The organism is Glaesserella sp., assembly GCF_041814905.1.
Classification (GTDB): domain Bacteria; phylum Pseudomonadota; class Gammaproteobacteria; order Enterobacterales; family Pasteurellaceae; genus Glaesserella.
In genome coordinates, this window is sequence record NZ_JBGXYA010000066.1 from 13,376 (window position 1) to 34,753 (window position 21,378).

Annotated in this window: 14 protein-coding genes and 2 tRNA genes; 12 read left to right on the forward strand and 4 right to left on the reverse strand. The window is 41.8% G+C overall.

From position 1 onward, the window contains the following. Positions 1–62 precede the first annotated feature (62 nt). From ACEYJ7_RS09540 to cydC, 8 genes are all read left to right on the forward strand, one after another. Positions 63–139: transfer RNA gene (locus ACEYJ7_RS09540), tRNA-Pro, on the forward strand. Positions 140–178: 39 nt separating this feature from the next. After that, positions 179–255: transfer RNA gene (locus ACEYJ7_RS09545), tRNA-Arg, on the forward strand. Positions 256–653: 398 nt separating this feature from the next. Then, the gene (gene envC, locus ACEYJ7_RS09550; RefSeq protein ID WP_373778872.1) at positions 654–1,850 is read left to right on the forward strand and encodes a murein hydrolase activator EnvC; all 1,197 of its coding nucleotides are present in this window, start codon (positions 654–656) and stop codon (positions 1,848–1,850) included. 2 nt (positions 1,851–1,852) lie between these two features. After that, a complete protein-coding gene (locus ACEYJ7_RS09555) occupies positions 1,853–2,710 on the forward strand; it encodes a divergent polysaccharide deacetylase family protein (RefSeq protein ID WP_373778873.1) in 858 nt (285 codons plus the stop codon). 40 nt (positions 2,711–2,750) lie between these two features. After that, positions 2,751–4,484 carry an autotransporter assembly complex family protein gene (locus ACEYJ7_RS09560; RefSeq protein WP_373778874.1) on the forward strand — a complete coding sequence of 578 codons (1,734 nt, stop codon included), beginning with the start codon at positions 2,751–2,753 and terminating at the stop codon, positions 4,482–4,484. A 58-nt stretch (positions 4,485–4,542) separates the two neighbouring features. Continuing rightward, on the forward strand, positions 4,543–8,457 hold the full coding sequence (locus ACEYJ7_RS09565; RefSeq protein ID WP_373778875.1) for a translocation/assembly module TamB domain-containing protein: 3,915 nt from the start codon (positions 4,543–4,545) through the stop codon (positions 8,455–8,457). 52 nt (positions 8,458–8,509) lie between these two features. After that, the gene (gene cydD, locus ACEYJ7_RS09570; RefSeq protein ID WP_373778876.1) at positions 8,510–10,249 is read left to right on the forward strand and encodes a cysteine/glutathione ABC transporter permease/ATP-binding protein CydD; all 1,740 of its coding nucleotides are present in this window, start codon (positions 8,510–8,512) and stop codon (positions 10,247–10,249) included. A 6-nt stretch (positions 10,250–10,255) separates the two neighbouring features. Beyond that, on the forward strand, positions 10,256–11,923 hold the full coding sequence (cydC, locus tag ACEYJ7_RS09575; protein WP_373778877.1) for a cysteine/glutathione ABC transporter ATP-binding protein/permease CydC: 1,668 nt from the start codon (positions 10,256–10,258) through the stop codon (positions 11,921–11,923). Positions 11,924–11,963: 40 nt separating this feature from the next. Here cydC and ACEYJ7_RS09580 read toward each other — a convergent pair whose 3' ends face one another. Next, on the reverse strand, positions 11,964–12,344 hold the full coding sequence (locus tag ACEYJ7_RS09580) for a YacL family protein (RefSeq protein ID WP_373778878.1): 381 nt from the start codon (positions 12,342–12,344) through the stop codon (positions 11,964–11,966). Between the two features lie 78 nt (positions 12,345–12,422). After that, complete coding sequence (gene uvrA, locus ACEYJ7_RS09585; RefSeq protein WP_373778879.1) at positions 12,423–15,251, reverse strand: excinuclease ABC subunit UvrA; 2,829 nt, start codon at positions 15,249–15,251, stop codon at positions 12,423–12,425. A 166-nt stretch (positions 15,252–15,417) separates the two neighbouring features. Here uvrA and ssb point away from each other — a divergent pair, with 166 nt between their 5' ends. Further along, positions 15,418–15,945, forward strand: a complete 528-nt coding sequence (gene ssb, locus ACEYJ7_RS09590) for a single-stranded DNA-binding protein (RefSeq protein WP_373778880.1) — start codon at positions 15,418–15,420, stop codon at positions 15,943–15,945. 199 nt (positions 15,946–16,144) lie between these two features. On the opposite strand, the gene ACEYJ7_RS09595 is transcribed toward ssb, so the two are convergent. After that, a complete protein-coding gene (locus ACEYJ7_RS09595) occupies positions 16,145–17,032 on the reverse strand; it encodes a LysR family transcriptional regulator (RefSeq protein ID WP_373778881.1) in 888 nt (295 codons plus the stop codon). 116 nt (positions 17,033–17,148) lie between these two features. Here ACEYJ7_RS09595 and ACEYJ7_RS09600 point away from each other — a divergent pair, with 116 nt between their 5' ends. Next, complete coding sequence (locus ACEYJ7_RS09600; protein WP_373778882.1) at positions 17,149–17,991, forward strand: aldo/keto reductase; 843 nt, start codon at positions 17,149–17,151, stop codon at positions 17,989–17,991. A gap of 47 nt (positions 17,992–18,038) precedes the next feature. Here the strand turns inward: ACEYJ7_RS09600 and ACEYJ7_RS09605 are convergent, their stop codons facing one another. After that, complete coding sequence (locus tag ACEYJ7_RS09605; RefSeq protein ID WP_373778883.1) at positions 18,039–19,061, reverse strand: hypothetical protein; 1,023 nt, start codon at positions 19,059–19,061, stop codon at positions 18,039–18,041. Between the two features lie 275 nt (positions 19,062–19,336). Between ACEYJ7_RS09605 and ACEYJ7_RS09610 the strand changes: the two genes are divergently transcribed. Together ACEYJ7_RS09610 and ACEYJ7_RS09615 are read left to right on the forward strand one after the other, a co-directional pair. Next, positions 19,337–19,849: a GNAT family N-acetyltransferase gene (locus ACEYJ7_RS09610; protein ID WP_373778884.1), complete on the forward strand. Its 513-nt coding sequence runs from the start codon at positions 19,337–19,339 to the stop codon at positions 19,847–19,849. Positions 19,850–20,044: 195 nt separating this feature from the next. After that, positions 20,045–21,370, forward strand: a complete 1,326-nt coding sequence (locus tag ACEYJ7_RS09615) for a carboxylesterase/lipase family protein (protein ID WP_373778891.1) — start codon at positions 20,045–20,047, stop codon at positions 21,368–21,370. The last annotated feature ends 8 nt before the right edge of the window (positions 21,371–21,378 follow it).

A 21,378-nucleotide genomic window follows, 5' to 3' on the forward strand; every position in this document is an offset into this window, starting at 1 on the left:
ATTTCTCAAAAATCCATTGACGCAATCCCTAAAGAATCTATAATGCGAACCACTTCAAACGGCGGCGAGTAGCGCAGCTTGGTAGCGCAACTGGTTTGGGACCAGTGGGTCGTAGGTTCAAATCCTATCTCGCCGACCACTCTTTTTAAAATCTCACTGACTAGTTATTTCCAAATTTGCGCCCTTAGCTCAGCTGGATAGAGCAACGCCCTTCTAAGGCGTGGGTCAAAGGTTCGAATCCTTTAGGGCGTGCCATTATTTCCTTTAATATCAATTAGTTATAATAAGTTTTATCAATCTTTCATCTCTTCCAAATTCGTTTTTGGTTTGTCTCGTTATTCAATAATTGCAAATTTTTGACTCAAACAGACCACTTGATCCTCCGATTCGCACTTGCGATCTTAAAAATAAGATACCTTTTCAGCGTAATATGCAATCAAAACTTTTTTGTATTGTCTATTACCTGAAACATTCGGGAACGTTATTTGTGTCGTTATAAAATCACCTTATAAATCATAAAGATATTCTTTAACGGTTGAGGTTATTTAATTTGTCGGATTTTCATACTATGCTCAAAAAACATGGTCATTTGAGCAATAACCTATTAAAATAATTCGTTTATAGTTATTACCTGATTTGGATAAGGAACACACGTGAAAGTCATTCGATCCCTCTCTCTTATCGTTTCGTTATATTGCGTTGGCTTAGGGCTTACTCAATATGCGATCGCAGACGATCTTTCCCAAATTCAGCAAAAAATCAAGCAGCAACAATCCAAAATTGATGAACAAAAAAAGAAGCGGGATTCACTTCAGTCAACGCTTAAGAACCAAGAAATAGAAATGGGTAAGGTGTTGAATAACCTGAAAAAAACGGAAATGTCATTAACTGAAATTCGTCAAGCCATTCAAAAAACAGAACAAGAGATCAAGCGGTTAGAAAAACAGGAAAAAGAGCAAAAAGAAAAACTGAAAGAGCAGTTGGATTCCGCTTATCGTTCCGGTATTCACCCTTCCGTATTAGAGCGTTTGTTGTCTGAAGAGGCGAAAAATGCCGATCGTATGGGGGCTTATTATGAACATATCAACCAAGTTCGAATTGATGCGATTTATGATTTACGCCGCACTCAAGAAGAGCTTAGAAATCGTCGGGATGAACTGAAAGGGCAACAAAAAGGGCAACAAACTCAGTTAAATGCACAAAAAAAACAAGAGCAAGATTTACAAAAAGTGAAAAATGAACGTGAAAGTACGATCCGTTCAATTGATAAAACGTTGCAACGAGATCAAAACCGTTTAGACGATCTCAAAGCGAATGAAGCCGCGCTGCGTAATCAATTGGCGGAAGCGGCAAATGAGGCAGCGCAGCAAGAAAAACAAGAGCTTGCAAAATTAGAACAAAGGAAAAGCAAGGAAGAAAAGCGTAAAGCGACGGAGCAAGAAAAACAGCAAGTCAGAGCGGGAAGCGGTTTAGGAAGCGGGAAATACACTATGCCGGTTGTAGGCAAAGTGGTAAACAGTTTCGGTTCGACTCAAATGGGTGAGTTGAAATGGAACGGTATCGTTATTCAGGCAAATGCCGGAAGTGCGGTAAAAGCGATTGCAGCTGGTCGAGTTATTTTGGCGGATTGGTTACAAGGTTACGGACAGGTTGTGGTTATCGATCACGGAAATGGCGATATGTCTTTATATGGCTATAATCAATCCGTTTCCGTATCTAAGGGAAGTCGTGTCCAAGCAGGACAAACCATAGCAAGTGTCGGAAATTCGGGGGGGCAAAGCCGGGCGGCCCTTTATTTTGAAATTCGTCGTAAAGGTCAGGCGGTCAATCCGCTCAAATGGATTAAATAATAATGAATATAAGCAGGAACAAAGGGTTAAACAAGCGGTCTATTTCAAGCATTATTTTGCAAATTTTTTTCTTTTTCTCACCGCTTGTATACGCTGGTAAATTGGCAATTGTTATTGATGATATCGGTTACCGCTCAAAGGAAGATTCTGCAATTTATGCGCTGCCTAAAGAAGTTGCGGTGGCGATTATTCCGGTTGCGCCTTATGCGACGGCGAGAGCGAATAAAGCTTTTGAACAAAAACGGGATGTGCTCATCCATTTGCCAATGGAACCTCAAAGCAAGCAGCCGATTGAAGCCGGAGCATTGCTTGTCGGAATGGATGAGATGCAAACCGCTCAGTTAGTGAAAGCCGCACAAAATCAAGTTCCTCATGCTATCGGGTTGAATAACCACATGGGGAGTAAAGCAACCACTGATTTACAAACGATGCGCCATTTGATGAAAGCATTATCTCATCAAAATTTATTCTTTTTGGACAGTAAAACGTCCGGGAGTAGCGTTGCATATAAAACGGCAAGAGATACGGGAATTAAAGCGTTAGAGCGTCATATTTTTCTTGATGACAGTGATGCTTTAGCAGACGTTCAACGTCAATTTAATGCCGCGATTCAGTATGCGCGTAAGCATGGCACAGCTATTATCATTGGTCATCCTAGAAAAAATAGTATTGTCGTATTGCAAAAAGGGTTAGCTGATTTGCCATCAGACACCCAATTAGTCAGTATCGGGGATTTATGGCGTGATCAAAAAATGGAATCAAGTAAATCGTTTATCATGATATTTGATGTTGAGCCTGCACAAACATCTACAGCACCTTATCAAAGCACGCCTTTGTTGAGAGGTATTCCGAAAGAGTAATTTAAACGCTATAACCGGTTTAAAATCACGAGAATAAAATATGAGAATGAAATTACACTATTTAACCTTATTAATTCTGACGGGATTTGTACAGGCGGAACAGACTGTATTACTAAAAGTGGAAGGTATTGAAGATGAGGAGCTTGTTAAAAATGTTCGGATTTATCTTTCTCAATTAAGTAATGATGAGGCGGATGGTTCGGAACGTTATCAATATCGTGTAAAAGAAGCCGTAGATAAGGGATTACGAGCTAAGGGCTACTATAATACGCAATACCATTTTACGCTCACACCGCAAAAAAGACCTGCAAAAGATCGTTTAACGTTACAAGTCATTCTGGATAAACCGGTTAAATTAGATGAACGGGAAGTTGAAATTGTCGGGCAAGCCGCACAAGACGGTGATTTTAAAAAACTCATTGAAAAAGATGTTCCGCCTCAAGGAACTATTTTAAATCATGAAACCTATGAAAGCTTTAAGAGTAGTTTGGAAAAATTGGCTCAAGCAAAAGGATATCTTGATGCGCATTGGCTTTATCACCGTTTAGAAATTTATCCGCAAGAGCACACCGCTGATTGGCGTTTGGGTTATGCCAGCGGAGATCGTTACCGTTACGGAAAAATTACGTTTAAAGATAGTCAGATTCGTGAAGAATATTTAAGAAATATGTTACGTATTAAGGAAGGGGATCCTTACTATCTGAATGACTTATCAAAAATTTCAAGTGATTTCTCTTCCAGTAACTGGTTTTCTTCCGTATTGGTTGAGCCTGAGGTTGATGAAACAGAGAAAACGGTGGATTTGAATGTTTTGTTACATCCGAAAAAAAGAAATGATATGGAAATCGGGATTGGTTATGCAACGGATGTGGGACCTCGTTTTCAATTTAACTGGAAAAAACCGTGGATAAATAGTCGCGGGCATAGTTTTGAATCGAATACTTATATCTCTTCACCCGAACAAAGTGTTGAGTTCGGTTATAACATACCTCTTAAAAGTAATCCGCTTAATTATTATTACCAGCTCTCTGGTGGAATAGAGCGCGAGGACCAAAACGATACTAAATTTACCGGTGCGAATATCGGTTTTCAACGTTTTTGGAATCATGAAACAGGTTGGGCATTTTCATTAGGTCTTAAAGCGCGATATGACTCCTTCGAACAAGGAAACGACAAATATAAAACCTTATTAATTTATCCGACAGCATCTATGAACAGAACGCGTAGTGACGGTTCTCGTTTTCCTCTATGGGGAGATTCACAGAAAGTAACCCTAAATTGGGGAAGTAAAACGTGGGCTTCCGATGTAAATTTTTATAGCATTAAAGCCTCCAGTTCTTGGATTAGAACCTATTTTGATAACCATCGTTTTTATTTGAGAGCGGAGATCGGTTATATCAAATCTAATCAATTTGAGCGAATTACTCCGGCATTGCGCTATTTTGCCGGTGGCGATATGAGTATTCGTGGCTTTGGTTATAAAGATATCTCACCCAAAGATACGGATGGAAAATTGATCGGCGGTTCTCATTTGGCGACGGGGACGGTAGAGTATCAATATCAGATTTATCCGAATTGGTGGGGGGCGGTTTTTTATGATACCGGCTTAGCGTCTAACCGTTATAGCAGCAAAGATTTACATTCGGGGGCAGGTATCGGAGTCCGTTGGGCTTCACCAATAGGCGCGATTAAATTTGACCTTGCTACCCCGGTTAAATCGCCGAATAACGAAAGCGGTTTTCAGTTTTATATCGGGCTTGGATCAGAGCTGTAATTTTACTCGGAATAAGATAAGCGCAACATAAACATTACGCTTAAATGTGGAAATACTTATGGAACAACAAACAGAAAATCAGGTGGGAACTTCAACGGGAACCCCATCGACTCAACCTAAGAAATCGAAATGGCGTTGGTTGTGGAGAGGATGCGTTGTTTTATTGATTATACTTTTTGTGCCTCTGATTTTTTTAGCAACAGGTTTTGGGCAGCGTACGATTATCGAGCTGGCAGATAAATGGCTGGATCAATTGACGATCACTCACGTTGAAGGAAGTCTGCAAGAGGGGCTGCTCTTGTCTGACGCTCGTTTCACGATGGACGGCGTAGACGTAAACGTTGGTCAAGCTGCATTACATCTTGGTTTCGGATGTTTACTGCAAGGTAATGCTTGTGTTGAAAATATGGCATTAAAAGATACCGAAATTAGGATTAACACGGCAAAACTGCCACCTGCACAAAACCAGGTTCAACAACAATCAAGCGGAGAATTTAACCTTCCGATTACAGTGGCGGTTAAACGTATTGCCGTGGATAATTTGGCGATCAAAGTCGATGAAATGGATGTTGTTCTGAATCACTTCAATTCGGGGATTGGCGCTCAAGGAAAAGATCTAAACCTCTCACCAACGTTAGTCGACGGATTAACACTTTCTCTCGCTCCACAAGCGGTCAGTTCCGAGCAAAAAAATGCAAATACGGCAAAACAACGACAAGCCGTGGATTGGGAAACCATTAAACAGCAATTATCCAAACCGTTATTGACTAAACTCGATCCGATAAAATTACCGGTGAATTTTGACATTTCTGATTTTACAGCAACGAATATTGCGATTGAACAGAAAGTGAAAGAGAAAATGCATTTCGGTGAGCCGGTTTCCTTAGTAAAAATTCCATTAGTGAAACTGATCGTAAAGTCCGATGAACAATCGATTTCTCTCAAACAACTTACTATAGAGAGTGATAAAGGTAATGTTTCCGGTGTCGGTACTTTGGTCCTTAGTGATAATTATCCGTTAAATTGGTCCATTCAAGCTAATTCGCCGGAACTCACAGAATTTAAAATACCGGCAAGTGAAGCCGCGTTGACATTATCCGGTGAATTATTCGGTACGGCGGTATTAGCGATTCAAACAAAAGGTGCGGCTACAACCGATATTCAGGGGAGTATTCAACTTGCCGAACCGAAAACACCACTGAAATTGATCATTAAAAGTGACCAAATCCGCTATCCGTTTATGCCGGAAAAAGATGTCGACCCACTTAAATTACAAAAAGTGAATATTACTTTAAGTGGCGATTTATTAAATTATCAACTAGATACTGCACTCAATGCGGTGGGTATGAATTTACCGGCAAGTAGTCTGAAATTAAAAGGAACGGGTGAACTAACGCAATTTAAGTTGGATGATTTAACTTTAAATGCTCTACAAGGCAATGCGAATGTTAAAGGTAAAGTCGATTGGACTGACGGTGTAGAATGGCAAACGACACTACAATTAAAAGGGATAAATACCAAAGCATTAATTCCTGAGTGGGCGGCAGTATTGTCCGGCGGAGTACAGTCAACAGGCTATGCGGCCCGTGCGGCTGCACCTGATGAGTGGAATGTCTCCGTCTCTGACATCGACCTACATGGTAATTTATTACAAAAAAACTTGCAGCTTAAAGGTGAATTAACTGCTGATTCAAAAACCTTATTGAATGTGCCAAATGCCAGTTTGATTTACGGTGAAAACACCATCGCTTTAAAAGGCATTATCAGTGATAATTCTGATTTTACGGCTGATATTAAAGCACCTAATTTACAAGGTTTGGTACCAAATTTAAAAGCTGCAATAAACGGCAAAGTAAAATTATTCGGTAATATTTCGGCTCCGAGCCTTGATTTGGATGTAGTGGCAAATAATGTGGCATTTCAAGAACTACAGTTAAATCACCTTGCTGCTAAAGGTAAAATTGCGACGGATAAACAGATACAGGGAAATGTTGAAATTGGTCTACGTCAATTCAGTTACAATAACATCAAAATAGATAATGCGAATCTTGAAGCTTCGGGAAGCGAAACGAATCACTCTTTAATCTTGGCTTCTAAAGGCGAGCCGGTCGCGGTTAATCTACAACTTGCAGGTAGTTTTGACCGTGCTCAAGAGATTTGGAAAGGTCAGCTAAGTAATGTGGATATTCAGTCACCGGTTGGTGAATGGAAAAATGATAAAGCACTACAAATCAGCTATAACAATAAGCAAATAGAAGCCAATATTTCAGCCCACTGCTGGCGTAACTCGAAACTCAATGTCTGCTTCCCTCAAACGTTTAGTGCGGGTAAAGCAGGTAACGTGCCGTTTGAAATCAATCAGTTTGATTTATCCATGTTACAGGAATATCTGACTCAAGATACCCAAATTTCCGGTATGGTAAACGCCAAGGGAAATGCAGCATGGTTCTCCGATAAAGCTCCGCAAGTCAATGTGGAATTAACGTCTAACGCACTTAAGTTGAATCAAAAAATAGATTATCGTATTTTTCCGCTGACATTAACTCCGGTCAACATTGTCGTAAATATGGCGGATAATAATCTTAAATTAAATACCGATATTAAAATTGAAAATAACGGACGTTTAACCAGTGAATTATTGATGAAAGATTTATCCGGTAATCGTGGATTGTCCGGAAATATTAATATAGAACGCCTTAATTTGAGTTTGGTTTCACCTTTACTAAGCGGTAGCGATAAAGTGAACGGTGATATTAATGCGCGTTTAACCTTAGGTGGAACCGCATTATCTCCGTTATTGCACGGGAACTTAAATTTAAGCGGCTTAACCGCAACATCAACGATCATGCCATTTGATGTCACAGGTGGAAATTTAGCAATTAATTTCAATGGTGCAAGCTCTACCTTAAAGGGTAATATTAAAACAAAAGAAAGTGATTTGTTGCTTGAAGGCGATGCAAATTGGCAAAAACTGGATGCATGGCATACCCGTATCAAGGCACAAGCAAACCGTTTCCGAGTTGATATACCTAATATGGCTAAAGTCGATGTTAGCCCGAATATTGAAGTTAAAGCAACGCCTAAAGAACTGCTTTTAAACGGTAATATTGATATTCCATGGGCACGTATTGTGGTTGAAGAGCTACCGGAAAGTGCCGTGAGTGTGAGTAGTGATGAAGTGATCATGGACGGATCGGCAAAAAGTCAAATAAAACGCAATATGGCTTCTCTTCCTCCGCAAAGTGAGTCCGGTATGGCAATTAAAGCGGATGTTTCAATCAATATTGGTGATGATGTTAAATTAGATGCTTATGGTTTAAAAACTAATTTGGACGGCACTATTAAGGTGCGCCAAGGCAATAAGGGTATGGGATTATACGGACAAATTAATCTAAAAAACGGGACTTTTGCTTCTTTCGGACAAGATCTCATTATCCGTAAAGGTTTAATTTCGTTTACCGGTTTACCGTCACAGCCGACATTAGACTTTGAAGCTATTCGTAATCCGGAAGCAATGGAAGATTCAAGCATTACTGCTGGGGTAAAAGTAACTGGAATTGCCGATAATCCGGAAGTTAAAATCTTCTCAACCCCCTCATTACCTCAAGATCAGGCTCTTTCCTACATTTTGACTGGAAGAGGGTTAGACAACAGCGGTGATGCAGGTTCAAGTAATTCGGTTGCCGCAGCGCTTATTGGTATGAGTTTATCAAAAAGTAGTAAAACCGTCGGTAGTGTAGGGAGTGCGTTTGGAATTACGGATCTTAATGTCAGTACTGCGGGGATTGGCGATAACACCAAAGTTGTCGTTAGCGGTAGTTTAACACCGAAATTCAAAGTAAAATACGGTGTAGGTCTTTTCGCTCCGTTAACCGAACTGACACTACGTTATCGCTTAGCTCCTAGTCTTTATCTACAGTGGGTTTCAAGTGTTAACCAAGCTGTCGATTTAATGTATCGATTTGAATTTTAGGTCAATTTTTCCCTCGTTTTGAGTTAAAACGAGGGATTTTTACTCATAAATTATGGAAAAACAACGACAAAAGCATCTCCAAAAATGGTTACGTCAGCAACAAAAAATCATCAAAAAGTGGCTATACCTTAATGTCTTATTCGGATCTCTCAGTGCCGTATTGATGGTTTCACAAATGTGGTTACTCGCGACTGTTTTACATCAAATGATCATTGAACATCGTTCCCCGACAGCATTTATTGAACAGCTTATATTGCTTTTGGCATGTTTTACAGGACGGGCGGTTTTATTGTGGCTGAGGGAAAGAAGCGGTTTTAAAGCCGGACAAACTTTACGGTTACATTTGCGTGAAGCGCTGATTAATAAATTATCACAAGTCGGACCGATGACTATTCAACAACGTCCGGCAGGAAGCTGGGCGACCATAATGCTGGAACAGGTCGAAAATATCCATAATTTCTATGCGCGTTATCTGCCTCAGCAATTTTTATCGCTAATTGTACCGCTTGTGATCCTTTGTGCTATTTTTCCGTTGAATTGGGCGGCTGGAATTATTCTGTTTGCCACACTGCCGTTACTGCCGTTATTTATGGCATTAGCTGGGATGAAAGCGGCGGAAGCCAATCAAAGAAATATCGGCGTATTATCGCGCTTGAGCGGGCAATTTTTAGATAGTTTGAAAGGATTAGAAACTATCCGTTTGTTCGGACAAGCCCATGCACATTCACAACAGATTTATCAACGTACCGAAGAATTCCGTATAAGTACAATGGATGTATTAAAAATGGCATTCCTTTCTTCCGCGGTATTGGAATTTTTTACGGCGGTTTCGATTGCGGTAATGGCGGTTTATTTTGGCTTTACCTATTTAGGTGAATTGGATTTTGGCTATTACGACACAGCGGTTACCCTTTTTATCGGTTTTTTCTGTTTGATGTTGGCTCCCGAATTTTATCAGCCATTGCGTGAATTGGGTGTTTATTATCACGATAAGGCGGCGGCAATCGGTGCGGCAGACAGTTTGGAATCCTTCTTAAATGAAGAGGTATTAGCGCAAACGGAAGGGGACAAAACTTTACCGGATTTACCCCTTGAGATTATCGCCGAACAATGTGTAGTCCTTTCCGTCCAAGGTCAACCGTTAACTCAAGCGTTAAATTTCCGCATACAGACAAACCAACATATCGCGTTAGTCGGGCAGAGTGGCGCGGGCAAAAGTTCTTTAATGAATATGTTGCTCGGTTTCCTTCCTTATCAAGGACAGGTGCGGGTAAATGGTGTGGAATTACGTGAATTAAATATGGTGCAATGGCGGGAAAAATTAGCTTGGGTCGGGCAGAATCCGCAATTAATCCGAGGAACCTTACAAGAAAATATTCTACTGGGTAACCCAAATGCTTCACCGATAAAATTGAAAGAAGCATTAGCTCTGTCCAAAGCCGATGAGTTTGTTTACCGTTTAGGATTGGATAGCGAAGTCCAAGACGGTAATGCAGGATTATCAGGCGGGCAAGCACAACGAATCGCTATCGCCCGCGCATTGTTGCGTCCTTATCGCCTGTTGTTATTGGATGAACCTACTGCCAGTTTGGATATGCAATCAGAGCAGCAAGTGTTACAAGCCTTACATCATTTAAGCCGTGAGCAAACCACGCTGATGATTACTCACCGTATTGAAGATTTAAAACAGAGTGATGAAATCTGGGTTATGAAACAGGGACAAATTGTTCAACAAGGAAAATTTGAACAACTTGAGAAACAAGGTTTTTTTGCAGAATTATTAGGACAATAAACAACAATGCGTACACTTTTTCCTTTTTTATCCCTTTACCGAACCCATTTCGGCAGGCTCTTTTTAGGGATTGTACTGGCCATAGTCGGCTTGGCAGCAAGTATCGGCTTGTTAAGCCTTTCAGGTTGGTTTCTTGCAGCTTCAGCACTTGTTGGTTCAAGTTTGCTGTTTAATTTTTTCTATCCGTCATCCGGTGTCCGAGGTTTAGCGATTGGACGTACAGTTTCCCGCTATTTTGAGCGTTTGGTGACCCACGACGCAACGTTTCGAGTCTTGGCGAATTTACGTATGTCGGTATTCCGTAAATTAATTCCACTCAGTCCGGCAGGTTTAAACCGCTATCGTAACAGTGAATTATTGAATCGCTTAGTTTCGGATGTGGATACTTTAGATACACTCTATCTTAATCTGATCTCGCCTTTTGTCAGTGCCGTAATGGTCATTTTATTTATGGGCATCGGGCTTTCGTTAGTTTCTCCGTTATTGGCGTTGGTAATTTGCGGTACGTTAACGGCATTGCTTATTTTGCTGCCCGTTTTGTTTTACCATTTGGGGCGTAAACTCGGTAAAACAGTCATTCAATCGCGAGCGCAATACCGTAGCCGGTTTATTGAATGGATTCAGTTAAATGCAGAATTTTTATTATTCGGGGTACAGCAGCAGGCTACTGAAAAATTGCGTGAAACGGAGCAAATATGGCTAAACGCTCAAAGTAAAGAGAGCCGATTAAGCGGCGGATCTAATGCGCTGTTAATTTTGATGAACGGTATTTTGGTTACGGTCGTGATTTATCTTTCAGCCACGGCAATTCATGTGCCTCATGCGGAAAATCCGGAAGCGTTAATCGCTTTAGTGGTTTTCTGTGTGTTGGCATCACTGGAAATGTTGACTCCGATTGGCACTGCTTTTTTACATTTAGGTCAAGTGATTGCTTCGGCGGAACGTTTAACGGACATCACGGAACAACAGCCGTTAGTGCGGTTTAACGGTAATGCAAATTGGCAAAATATTGTCCCAAACAGACTGCTTGTGAGTTTTGAACAAGTGGATTTTACTTACCCGCAGCGTGCTGAAAATGTACTGAAGCAACTGACATTTTCTGTGTCGGCAGGAGAGAAAATCGCTATTTTGGGTAAAACGGGAAGCGGAAAATCGACGATTTTCCAATTATTAACCCGCAATTATGACCCGACAAGCGGTCAGATTCGGCTAAATTTTTGCAAAATTTCCGATTATTCGGAACAAACATTGCGTCAGCATATCGTTACCCTGAGTCAACGCGTGCATATTTTCAGCAGCAGTTTGAAAGATAATTTATTAATGGGCAATCCGCACGCATCCGATGAAGCACTTCAACAAGTACTTCACCAAGTCGGGCTGGGCTATTTATTGGAGGCTCAAGGGCTGAAGTTATGGCTGGGGGAGGGCGGTCGCCCGTTGTCCGGCGGTGAACAACGCCGCTTGGGGCTTGCCCGTTTATTATTGAACGACGCTGAAATCGTCTTATTGGATGAGCCGACGGAAGGATTGGATCGTGATACGGAGCAGCAGATCTTACAATTGATTTTAGCGCATTGCCAAGATAAAACATTATTGATGATTACCCACCGTTTGAGCGGTTTGGATAAGTTTGATCGAATTTATCAGATAGATAGCGGTACCATCGTGGCCTAAAAATAGGGCGGTTATCCGCCCTAATTTGTCATTATGATCATTAATGATAGGTTTTAATAAATTTTTGATACGCCAGTAAAAACGCTTCAAAGTCTTCTAATCCGCAAAAAGCAATGCTTTCCTCGTTATAGAAATTAAAACCGTCTTCCATCTCTTCAAAATTACTAAATTCCATATCGATATTATTCGCTTTAACCATGACCTCATCGGCATTGAGATACAAACTGTATTCATGTCCTTCTAGGATCCATTCGTAATCGTTGGAGGGACGTTGACGGCACTTTTCAATCTCTTCAAAAATGCGGGTAAGATCTTTCGGATTTGGGGAAATCTCGGTATTCAACCAACGGGCAAATGCCTCGTGATCCATAGAACATTTGGCAACCACGCCGTGCATGGTGTGAGTAAATTGGTATTCCATAAATAACTCCTTGAATACAAGCGGTCTGTTTGGACAATGATTTTGCAAATTATTCGGTCAAACAGACCGCTTGTTGGTTTATCTCTTAGCCAGTACGCTTTTCAAGAAGCGTGCCGTATGAGACTGTTTATTCTTAGCGACGGTTTCCGGTGTGCCGGTTGCAATAATTTGTCCGCCACCGCTACCGCCTTCCGGACCAAGATCGACGATCCAGTCTGCCGTTTTAATGACATCTAAATTATGTTCGATCACCACAATGGTGTTACCTTGATCGCGCAAGCGGTGTAGCACTTTTAGTAACTGTTTGATATCGGCAAAATGTAAACCTGTGGTTGGTTCATCCAGAATATATAGCGTTTTGCCGGTATCACGTTTAGATAATTCCGCCGCTAATTTTACCCGCTGAGCTTCACCGCCGGAAAGGGTGGTAGAGGATTGACCTAAACGGATATAGGATAAACCCACGTCCATTAAAGTTTGTAGTTTACGGGCAATCATCGGCACCGGCTCGAAAAATTCGCGAGCTTCTTCTACCGTCATATCTAAAACTTGATGAATGCTTTTGCCTTTATAACGAATTTCTAAGGTCTCACGATTATAACGTTTACCTTTACATTGATCACAGGGCACATAAACATCCGGCAGGAAGTGCATTTCCACTTTAATGACACCGTCGCCCTGACAAGCTTCACAACGACCGCCGCGTACGTTAAAACTAAATCGACCGACATTATAACCGCGTGCGCGGGATTCTTGAGTACCGGCAAATAATTCACGAATCGGCGTAAATAAACCGGTATAAGTTGCCGGATTTGAGCGTGGCGTTCTGCCAATCGGGCTTTGATCAATGTCGATCACTTTATCAAAATAGGCTAAACCGTCAATGCTTTTATAAGGTGCAAAATGACGATTTTCCGCACGGTTTAAGGCGTTTTGTGCGATAGGGAACAGTGTATCGTTAATTAGAGTCGATTTACCCGAACCGGATACACCGGTAATACAGGTGAATAATCCGACCGGAATTTCCAAGTCTACGTCTTTTAAATTGTTACCGCTTGCTCCTTTTAATACCAAATATTTTTGTGGATCATGCGCAGTCCGTTTAGCCGGGATCTCAATTTTTTCTCTGCCGGACAGGAATCTGCCGGTAATGGATTCCTCATATTGCATAATTTCTTGTGCGGTACCTTGAGCAATAATATTACCACCGTGAACACCGGCTCCGGGACCGATATCTACAATATGGTCTGCCGCCATAATTGCATCTTCATCATGTTCTACAACAATGACGGTATTACCGAGATTGCGTAAATGAATCAAGGTATTTAATAGACGCTCGTTATCACGTTGATGTAAACCGATAGAAGGTTCATCCAATACATACATCACGCCGACCAGTCCCGCACCGATTTGGCTTGCCAAACGAATACGCTGTGCTTCACCACCGGATAAGGTTTCTGCAGAACGGGAAAGCGATAGATAATTTAAGCCGACATTCACTAAAAACTGTAAACGTTCGCGAATCTCTTTAAGAATTTTTTCTGCAATTTGTGCTTTCTGACCGGTTAAATTGAGATTTTCAAAAAAACTAAGAGCTTCACCGATGCTTTTTTCAGAAACGGCAGAGAGATTACTTTTATCAATAAAGACATAGCGAGCTTCACGACGTAAACGAGAACCGTGGCAGTCTGTACAAGCGCGATTGTTGATATATTTTGCCAATTCTTCACGTACCGAGTTAGATTCTGTTTCTTTATAGCGACGCGCCATATTATTCAGTACACCTTCGAATGGATGAACGCGTTTTACCGTATCGCCGCGATCATTGACGTAGTTGAATTCAATCTCTTCTTTCGATCCGTGAAGAATGATGTGCTGTAATGTTTTCGGTAATCGATTAAATGGTGTTTCAATATCAAAATCATAGTGTTTAGCAACAGATTTTAATAAACCGAAATAGTAAAAACTACGACGATCCCAACCTTTAATTGCGCCGTTAGCTAATGAAATATCGGGGTTTTGTACCACTTTGTGTTCATCAAAATATTGTTGTACACCCAAGCCGTCACAAGTCGGGCAGGCTCCAGCCGGATTATTGAAAGAAAATAAGCGAGGTTCTAATTCGGTTAAGGAATAACCGCAGTGCGGACACGCAAAACTGGAAGAAAAAATCAGCTCTTCGGCATCAGAATTGTCCATATCCGCAACAATCGCAGTTGAACCGGATAGTTCTAAAGCCGTTTCAAAAGATTCCGCTAAACGAGGAGCAATATCGGCACGCACTTTAAAGCGGTCTACTATCACTTCAATGGTATGTTTTTTCTGTAGTTCAAGTCGTGGCGGATCGGAGAGATCGTAGATTTCCCCATCTATACGAGCACGAATATAACCTTGTGCAGTTAAGTTTTCCAGTAGCTTAACGTGTTCGCCTTTACGTTCTTTCACTACCGGCGCAAGCAACATTAAACGCTTGCCTTCAGGTTCTTCTAATACTCGATCAACCATTTGAGAGATAGTTTGTGCCGCCAGTGGGACATCATGATCAGGACAGCGTGGTTCGCCGACACGGGCAAACAATAAACGCAGATAATCGTGAATTTCCGTAACGGTACCAACCGTGGAGCGTGGGTTGTGAGACGTTGATTTTTGTTCGATGGAAATAGCGGGTGATAACCCTTCGATGTGATCAACATCGGGTTTTTCCATTAAAGATAAAAATTGACGTGCATAGGCAGAAAGGGATTCGACATAACGCCTTTGACCTTCAGCATAAAGCGTGTCAAAGGCTAAAGAAGACTTTCCGGAACCGGATAAGCCTGTAATGACGATAAATTTGTCTCTTGGTAAGATTAAATTAATGTTTTTTAGATTATGGGTTCGTGCCCCGCGAATATCGATATGTTGCATAAATGCGATCTCAGAAAATGTAAAGCTGATTTTTTTCGTTCCTCGATCATTATCGCATAATTTGAATAACTGTACAAAATATCAGTTTTAATACGTGATTTTATTTTCATTTTAGGGCAGAATATACAGATATATTAAACATCGTGATTTTATAAGGGGATTTTTTATGGCAGGTGTGAATAAGGTAATTATTGTCGGTAATTTAGGCGCAGATCCGGAAATGCGCACAATGCCCAATGGTGATGCCGTTGCCAATATTAGCGTTGCAACCAGTGAAACGTGGAACGACAAAACAACCGGCGAACGCCGTGAAGTGACTGAATGGCACCGTATAGTGTTTTTCCGCCGTAATGCAGAAATAGTCGGGCAGTATTTAAAGAAAGGTTCCAAAGTCTATGTTGAGGGAAAATTAAAAACCCGTAAATGGCAAGATCAAAACGGCCAAGATCGTTATACGACAGAAATCCAAGGGGATTTATTACAGATGTTAGACAGTCGTCAAGGCGGTGACTTTGGCGGTAATCCGTCTCAAGGCGGTTGGGGCGGACAGCCTCAGACTCAGCAAGGAAGTAATTATAACCAAGGCGGTTATGATAACTACAATCAAAGTAGCACAAGATCGCAACAGGCGACAAAACCTGCACTACAAGCAGAACCGCCGATGGATAACTTTGACGACGATATTCCATTCTGAGTTACATATAAATTAAAAATGTAAAATATAATATTTAAAACCAGAGAGAAACCTTATAAAACAAGGTTTCTCTTTTTTTTGTATTTACTATAGCGTTTGATAGCATCTATAAGCCAACTAACTGATATCGAATAAAATATTATCTTTATAAAATGGTAACAGTATTAGAAAATTGATTTTCTGAGCACTCATCTCTCGTTTATTTTAAACATTCCACCAACGCTTTAAACAATGACGAGTTTTGGCGGCGGTTGGGATAATAGAGATGATAACCTTCGTAGCTGATCGCATAGTCGGCTAAAATTTCTACCGCATCTCCCTGCGCCAGTTCTTGTGCCATACGATCTTTAGGCATCCAAGCAATGCCCAAATGGGACAAACAGGCTTTATGCACTAAAAAGTTGTTATTCACAATCAGTCTGCCCGACGGGGTGAATTTAATCAGCTCGTTGCTGCGCGGTGCACGGAACTCCCAGGTAAAAATGCCTTCCGCCGTTGCCATTCTGGCGCATATGCATTGGTGTTGTTTTAAGTCGTTAATCGTTTGAGGCGTGCCGTATGTTGCCAAATATTGCGGCGTTGCCACCAGCGCCATTTGCATATCGTCCGAAATCCGCACCGCAATCATATCCTGCTCAATGCTCTGCCCGAGGCGAATGCCTGCGTCAAAGCGCCCGGCGACAATATCGGTCAGTTTCATATCACTGGTCAGCTCCAATTGCACCTCGGGGTATTTTTGCATAAACGTTAACAGCTTATCCCAAATCGCATATAAAAACGAATGATCCGCCCCGTTAATGCGCAGCGTACCGCTTAACGTATCGCGAAACGTGCTCAACGCATTCACATTATCTTCAATGCTCTCAAATAACGGCAAAAGTTGCCTGAAAAGCTGTTCGCCCGCCTCGGTGGTGGAAACGCTTCGGGTAGTGCGGTTGAACAGCTTGATTTTAAGCTGCTCTTCCAGTTTGCGCATGGAATGGCTTAACGCCGAGGTGGAAACACCAAGCCTTGCTCCTGCTTTGGTAAAGCTGCCCGTTTGTGCCACCACAATAAAACTACGCAATTCGTTCATATTTTCCATCATGTTTTAGCCCGCCGATTGTTGAATATTTTTCAAGAGGCTATCAAAAAAATACCGGCTAATCAAAACAATCTTTACGCTTTATAATGCTTTCATTCAAATCACACAGGAGTCACAACATGAAATCAGTAAAATTAAATAACGGAATTAACATGCCGATGGTCGGTTTCGGCGTCTTTCAAGTCAGCGATGAAGACACCGAAAAAGCGGTATTGGAAGCCTTAAAAGCAGGCTATCGTCTATTAGATACCGCCGCGGTTTACGGCAACGAAGCGGGCGTCGGGCGAGCCATTAAAGCCAGCGGTATTCCGCGTGAAGAGATTTTTGTCACCACAAAATTATGGATTCAACGTGAAAACGGCTACGAAAATACCAAAAAAGCGTTGGAAGATTCATTAAACCGCTTAGGTTTGGATTATGTAGATTTATATTTAATGCACCAACCTTTTGGTGATGTTCACGAACAATGGCGCGCAATGGAAGATTTGTATAAAGCCGGCAAAGCCCGTGCCATCGGCGTGAGCAACTTCCATATGGATCGCTTAATGGATTTAATCACTTGCCATGAAATCATACCTGCAGTAAACCAAATTGAAACGCACCCATTCTATCAGCGTGATGCGGAAATCGCTTTCCACAAAGAACTCGGCGTTGTGCAACAAGCGTGGGGACCGCTTGCGGAAGGTAAATTTGAGATTTTCAGCAACCCGATTTTAACCCGAATCGCCCAAAAACACGGCAAATCGGTGGCTCAAGTGGTCTTGCGTTGGTTAAATCAACGGGGCGTCGCGATTATTCCGAAATCGGTCAAAGTAGAACGGATGATTGAAAACCGTGAGATTTTTGATTTCACTTTAGACAACGAAGATTTAGCGCAAATTACGACGTTGAATCGTGATGAGATTATTTTCAATCACCGTGATCCGAAGATGGTGAAATGGTTGGCGGAGCATCGCGGATAAAAGCCATAAACGCCATACGGCTTCGTATGGCGTTTATCTTAGGCTTACTATTGAGCGTTTAAAATCGCTTCCATTTGAGCCAAAACTTTTTCAACATTTGGCGTACCTTTGGTTTGCTGTTCTTTTGCCCAAGTTTGCAGTACGTTTCGATATTGGCTCATCACGCCCCATTCGGTAACTTCGTCCTTAGACAGCAAACGCAATTTGACGTTACGTTCTTTAGCGATTTGCAGAATGTGTTCGAAATTTTCATCCATCATTCCGCCCAATTTTGCATAAGCGACTTCCGCCGCACGTTCAAAGGCTTGTTGATCTTCTTTTGACAATGTATTCCAACGATCCAAATCAATCACTACCGGATAAATATGCCCCAACCATAATTCACGGGAAGCCAGCGCATAGGGCGTATATTGATCGGCTTTGATGTCAAACGCACTGTCAATATTCACCATCAATCCGTGTAATTGACCCTTGGCGAACATTTCAATCACTTCCTTGCCCCAAGGGCTTGAAACCGGATTTGCTCCCGCATTTTTTAAGTGATCGCGATGCCAAAAGCTTGCACTACGCCAAGTTTGACCTTTTAAATCATGAAGAGAATTCAACTTTTGCGTACTGAAAAACGCCACGGGATAACCGGTGGCAATCAATACCGGTTTCACGTTATTACGTTCATATTCCTGTGTCAGATCCGGAATTTCACGATAAATTCGCCGAATCTTTTCCACTTGTTTTTGCCCGCTCGGACCGATGGCAAAGCCCTTAAAAAGCTGATGTAACGGCAATTGTTTCAAACTGTATTCCGGCACTGCCATAATCATATCGACTTTTTTGGCATTGATGGTATCCAGCTCGGTATGCGCTTTGGCAATTTCCCCGCCCCAATGCGGCTCAATTTTCAAGCGGCCTTGTGACGCCTTTTCCACCTCTTTAAAAAAGACATCGTTGATAAGACGGGTACGCATATTACCATAGGGTTCATGATCGCTATAGGTCAATACCGTTTGCGCCGAAGCCGTGAGCGGAAACAAAAATAAACTGCATAAAGTGACCAGTTTTGAGCATTTCATAAGATTCCTTCATCGTTTCATGTAGTGATAATACGGGTGGAGTATTGCATTTTCGAAATATGATAACAAGCATAAGTTTATTATGTGAATGACCGCCTGACTAAGCCTATTTGCCGAGATTCAATTTAGCCAAAAAATACAAGCGGTCGGATTTGGACAAAAATTTGCAAATTGCAAAAAATTATTAAAATCTGACCGCTTGCACACTTATATTGGGTTATCATCCCTAAAAAGAGATACAATAATGCGCTGTATTTTTTTATGAAGATCTACTCATGCTAATTATCCGTCAAGAAACTAATGCCGACCATGAGGCGGTTTATCAGCTGGTCAAAAATGCTTTTGCTACCGCTAAACATAGCGACGGCACGGAACAAGATTTGGTGGTGAAATTACGTCAAAGTCCTGCGTTCGTGACTCAACTGTCTTTGGTAGCCGAGTATGACGGGCAAATCGTAGGCTATATTTTACTCACCGAAATCCGCATTGGCGACAGCACCGAACTTGCTTTAGCACCGCTTGCCGTCTCCCCGCAATTTCAAGGACAAGGTATTGGCGGTCGGCTTATTGACCGCGCTCATACCATCGCCAAAGAAATGGGGTATCACTACAGCGTGCTGCTTGGAGAACCTGGTTACTATCAGCGTTTTGGCTATGTTTCTTCAGATAACTTTGGGATTATTGCTCCTTTTGACGTACCCAAAGGGTATTATATGGCGCATGCTTTACAAGAAAATCCCAATAAAATTCAAGGCGTTGTACAATACGACAAAGCATTCGGGATATAATGGACAAGTTTCGGAGGGCAGATTAATTCCGGATTTTCCCTTTATTATTGAAAATTGCTCAACACCCTATTCAATATTCCCCACCTAATCGAAATAATTTTTTGTTCTATAATCTCTTCAAGTTACAAGCGGTCAGTTTTTATCAATATTTTGCAAAAAGACTATATTTAAGGAGCAAATAATGAAACCGATGAGATCCAACATTTTAATCTTAATGTTTGGTCGCCTTCGGTTTCCGACGGCAAAAAACGCGCGGTAATGGTGTGGATCCACGGTGGTGGTTTTCAATCGGGAGCATCGAACGACTTGGACAGCTATGACGGTGCAAACTTGGCACACACAGGCGATGTGGTAGTGATATCGGTCAATCATCGTTTAAATGCAATGGGCTTTTTGGATTTGTCCGCTTACGGTGAACAATATAAAGACTCTGCAAACTTAGGGATGCAAGATTTAGTTGCTTCATTAGAATGGGTGAAAGCGAATATCGCTCAATTTGGTGGTGATCCGAATAATGTCACGATCTTCGGCGAAAGCGGCGGCGGAGCGAAAGTGCTGACATTGATGGCAATGCCGAGTGCCAAAGGCTTGTTCCATAAAGCCGTTGTACAAAGCGGTGCGGTGGAAAAAATGGGCATGACATTAACCGATCCGAAAGTGAGCAAACGTGTCACCAAACTTACGCTCCAAAATTTAAACGTAAAACCGACCGCACTTTCCGATTTAAATAAATTCACCCCTGCACAAATTAATGACGCCGCCAACAAAGCGCTGAAACAAACGGGTGAAGAGTTGAAAATCCCTGCTATTTTGGGCGGTGGTTACAACTTATCGTGGGCGCCAATGCTTGACGGCAAAGTTATCCCGCAACAACCCGTCGGCGATAAATATCCTGAAATTGCCAAAGATATTCCATTGCTTATCGGCTCAAATTTAACGGAATGGCAAAGTTTCCCGCTGCAACTGGATTTGCAAAATTCACAAAAAAGCAACCGCTTTACGTGGACTGAAAGCGAAACGATGGATCGCTTAAAAGCCAAATACGGCGATAAAACCGATGAAATCGTGGCGGCGTTCCGTGAGGCTTATCCAAACCGAGTGATTGCCGATGCGTTGTATGTGGACAGTTTCTTGCGTACACCCGCCTTAAAAACCGCTCGCTTAAAAGCGGATCAACAAGGTGCGCCCGTTTATCAATATCTGTTTACTTGGGATACGCCGGTGTTTAACGGCGTGCCGATGAGTTATCACACCGCAGAAATCGCCTTTGTGTTCAATAATATAGAACGTATGGCACAAGCCACCGGCGGCGGTAAAGAGGCACAAGCCCTTGCCGATAAAATGAGCCGTGCATGGACGAATTTCGCCAAAACCGGCAACCCGAACGCCGATGGTTTACCGCAGTGGGACGCTTACACTCGTGAAAATGGCAACGTGATGATTTTTGATAATCAACCTGAAGTGAAACAACATCACGATGAAAAATTACAGCACTTATTGGCGCCGAATTACAACTTCTAAGGAGTAAA

Excerpts from the sequence above, each read along its gene's own strand:
- uvrA (WP_373778879.1), bottom strand. The coding sequence starts at position 15,251 with ATGCAACATATCGATATTCGCGGGGCACGAACCCATAATCTAAAAAAC.
- ACEYJ7_RS09565 (WP_373778875.1), top strand. The coding sequence starts at position 4,543 with ATGGAACAACAAACAGAAAATCAGGTGGGAACTTCAACGGGAACCCCA.
- ssb (WP_373778880.1), top strand. The coding sequence starts at position 15,418 with ATGGCAGGTGTGAATAAGGTAATTATTGTCGGTAATTTAGGCGCAGAT.
- ACEYJ7_RS09600 (WP_373778882.1), top strand. The coding sequence starts at position 17,149 with ATGAAATCAGTAAAATTAAATAACGGAATTAACATGCCGATGGTCGGT.
- ACEYJ7_RS09555 (WP_373778873.1), top strand. The coding sequence starts at position 1,853 with ATGAATATAAGCAGGAACAAAGGGTTAAACAAGCGGTCTATTTCAAGC.
- ACEYJ7_RS09610 (WP_373778884.1), top strand. The coding sequence starts at position 19,337 with ATGCTAATTATCCGTCAAGAAACTAATGCCGACCATGAGGCGGTTTAT.
- cydD (WP_373778876.1), top strand. The coding sequence starts at position 8,510 with ATGGAAAAACAACGACAAAAGCATCTCCAAAAATGGTTACGTCAGCAA.
- ACEYJ7_RS09560 (WP_373778874.1), top strand. The coding sequence starts at position 2,751 with ATGAGAATGAAATTACACTATTTAACCTTATTAATTCTGACGGGATTT.
- ACEYJ7_RS09595 (WP_373778881.1), bottom strand. The coding sequence starts at position 17,032 with ATGATGGAAAATATGAACGAATTGCGTAGTTTTATTGTGGTGGCACAA.
- cydC (WP_373778877.1), top strand. The coding sequence starts at position 10,256 with ATGCGTACACTTTTTCCTTTTTTATCCCTTTACCGAACCCATTTCGGC.
- ACEYJ7_RS09580 (WP_373778878.1), bottom strand. The coding sequence starts at position 12,344 with ATGGAATACCAATTTACTCACACCATGCACGGCGTGGTTGCCAAATGT.
- ACEYJ7_RS09605 (WP_373778883.1), bottom strand. The coding sequence starts at position 19,061 with ATGAAATGCTCAAAACTGGTCACTTTATGCAGTTTATTTTTGTTTCCG.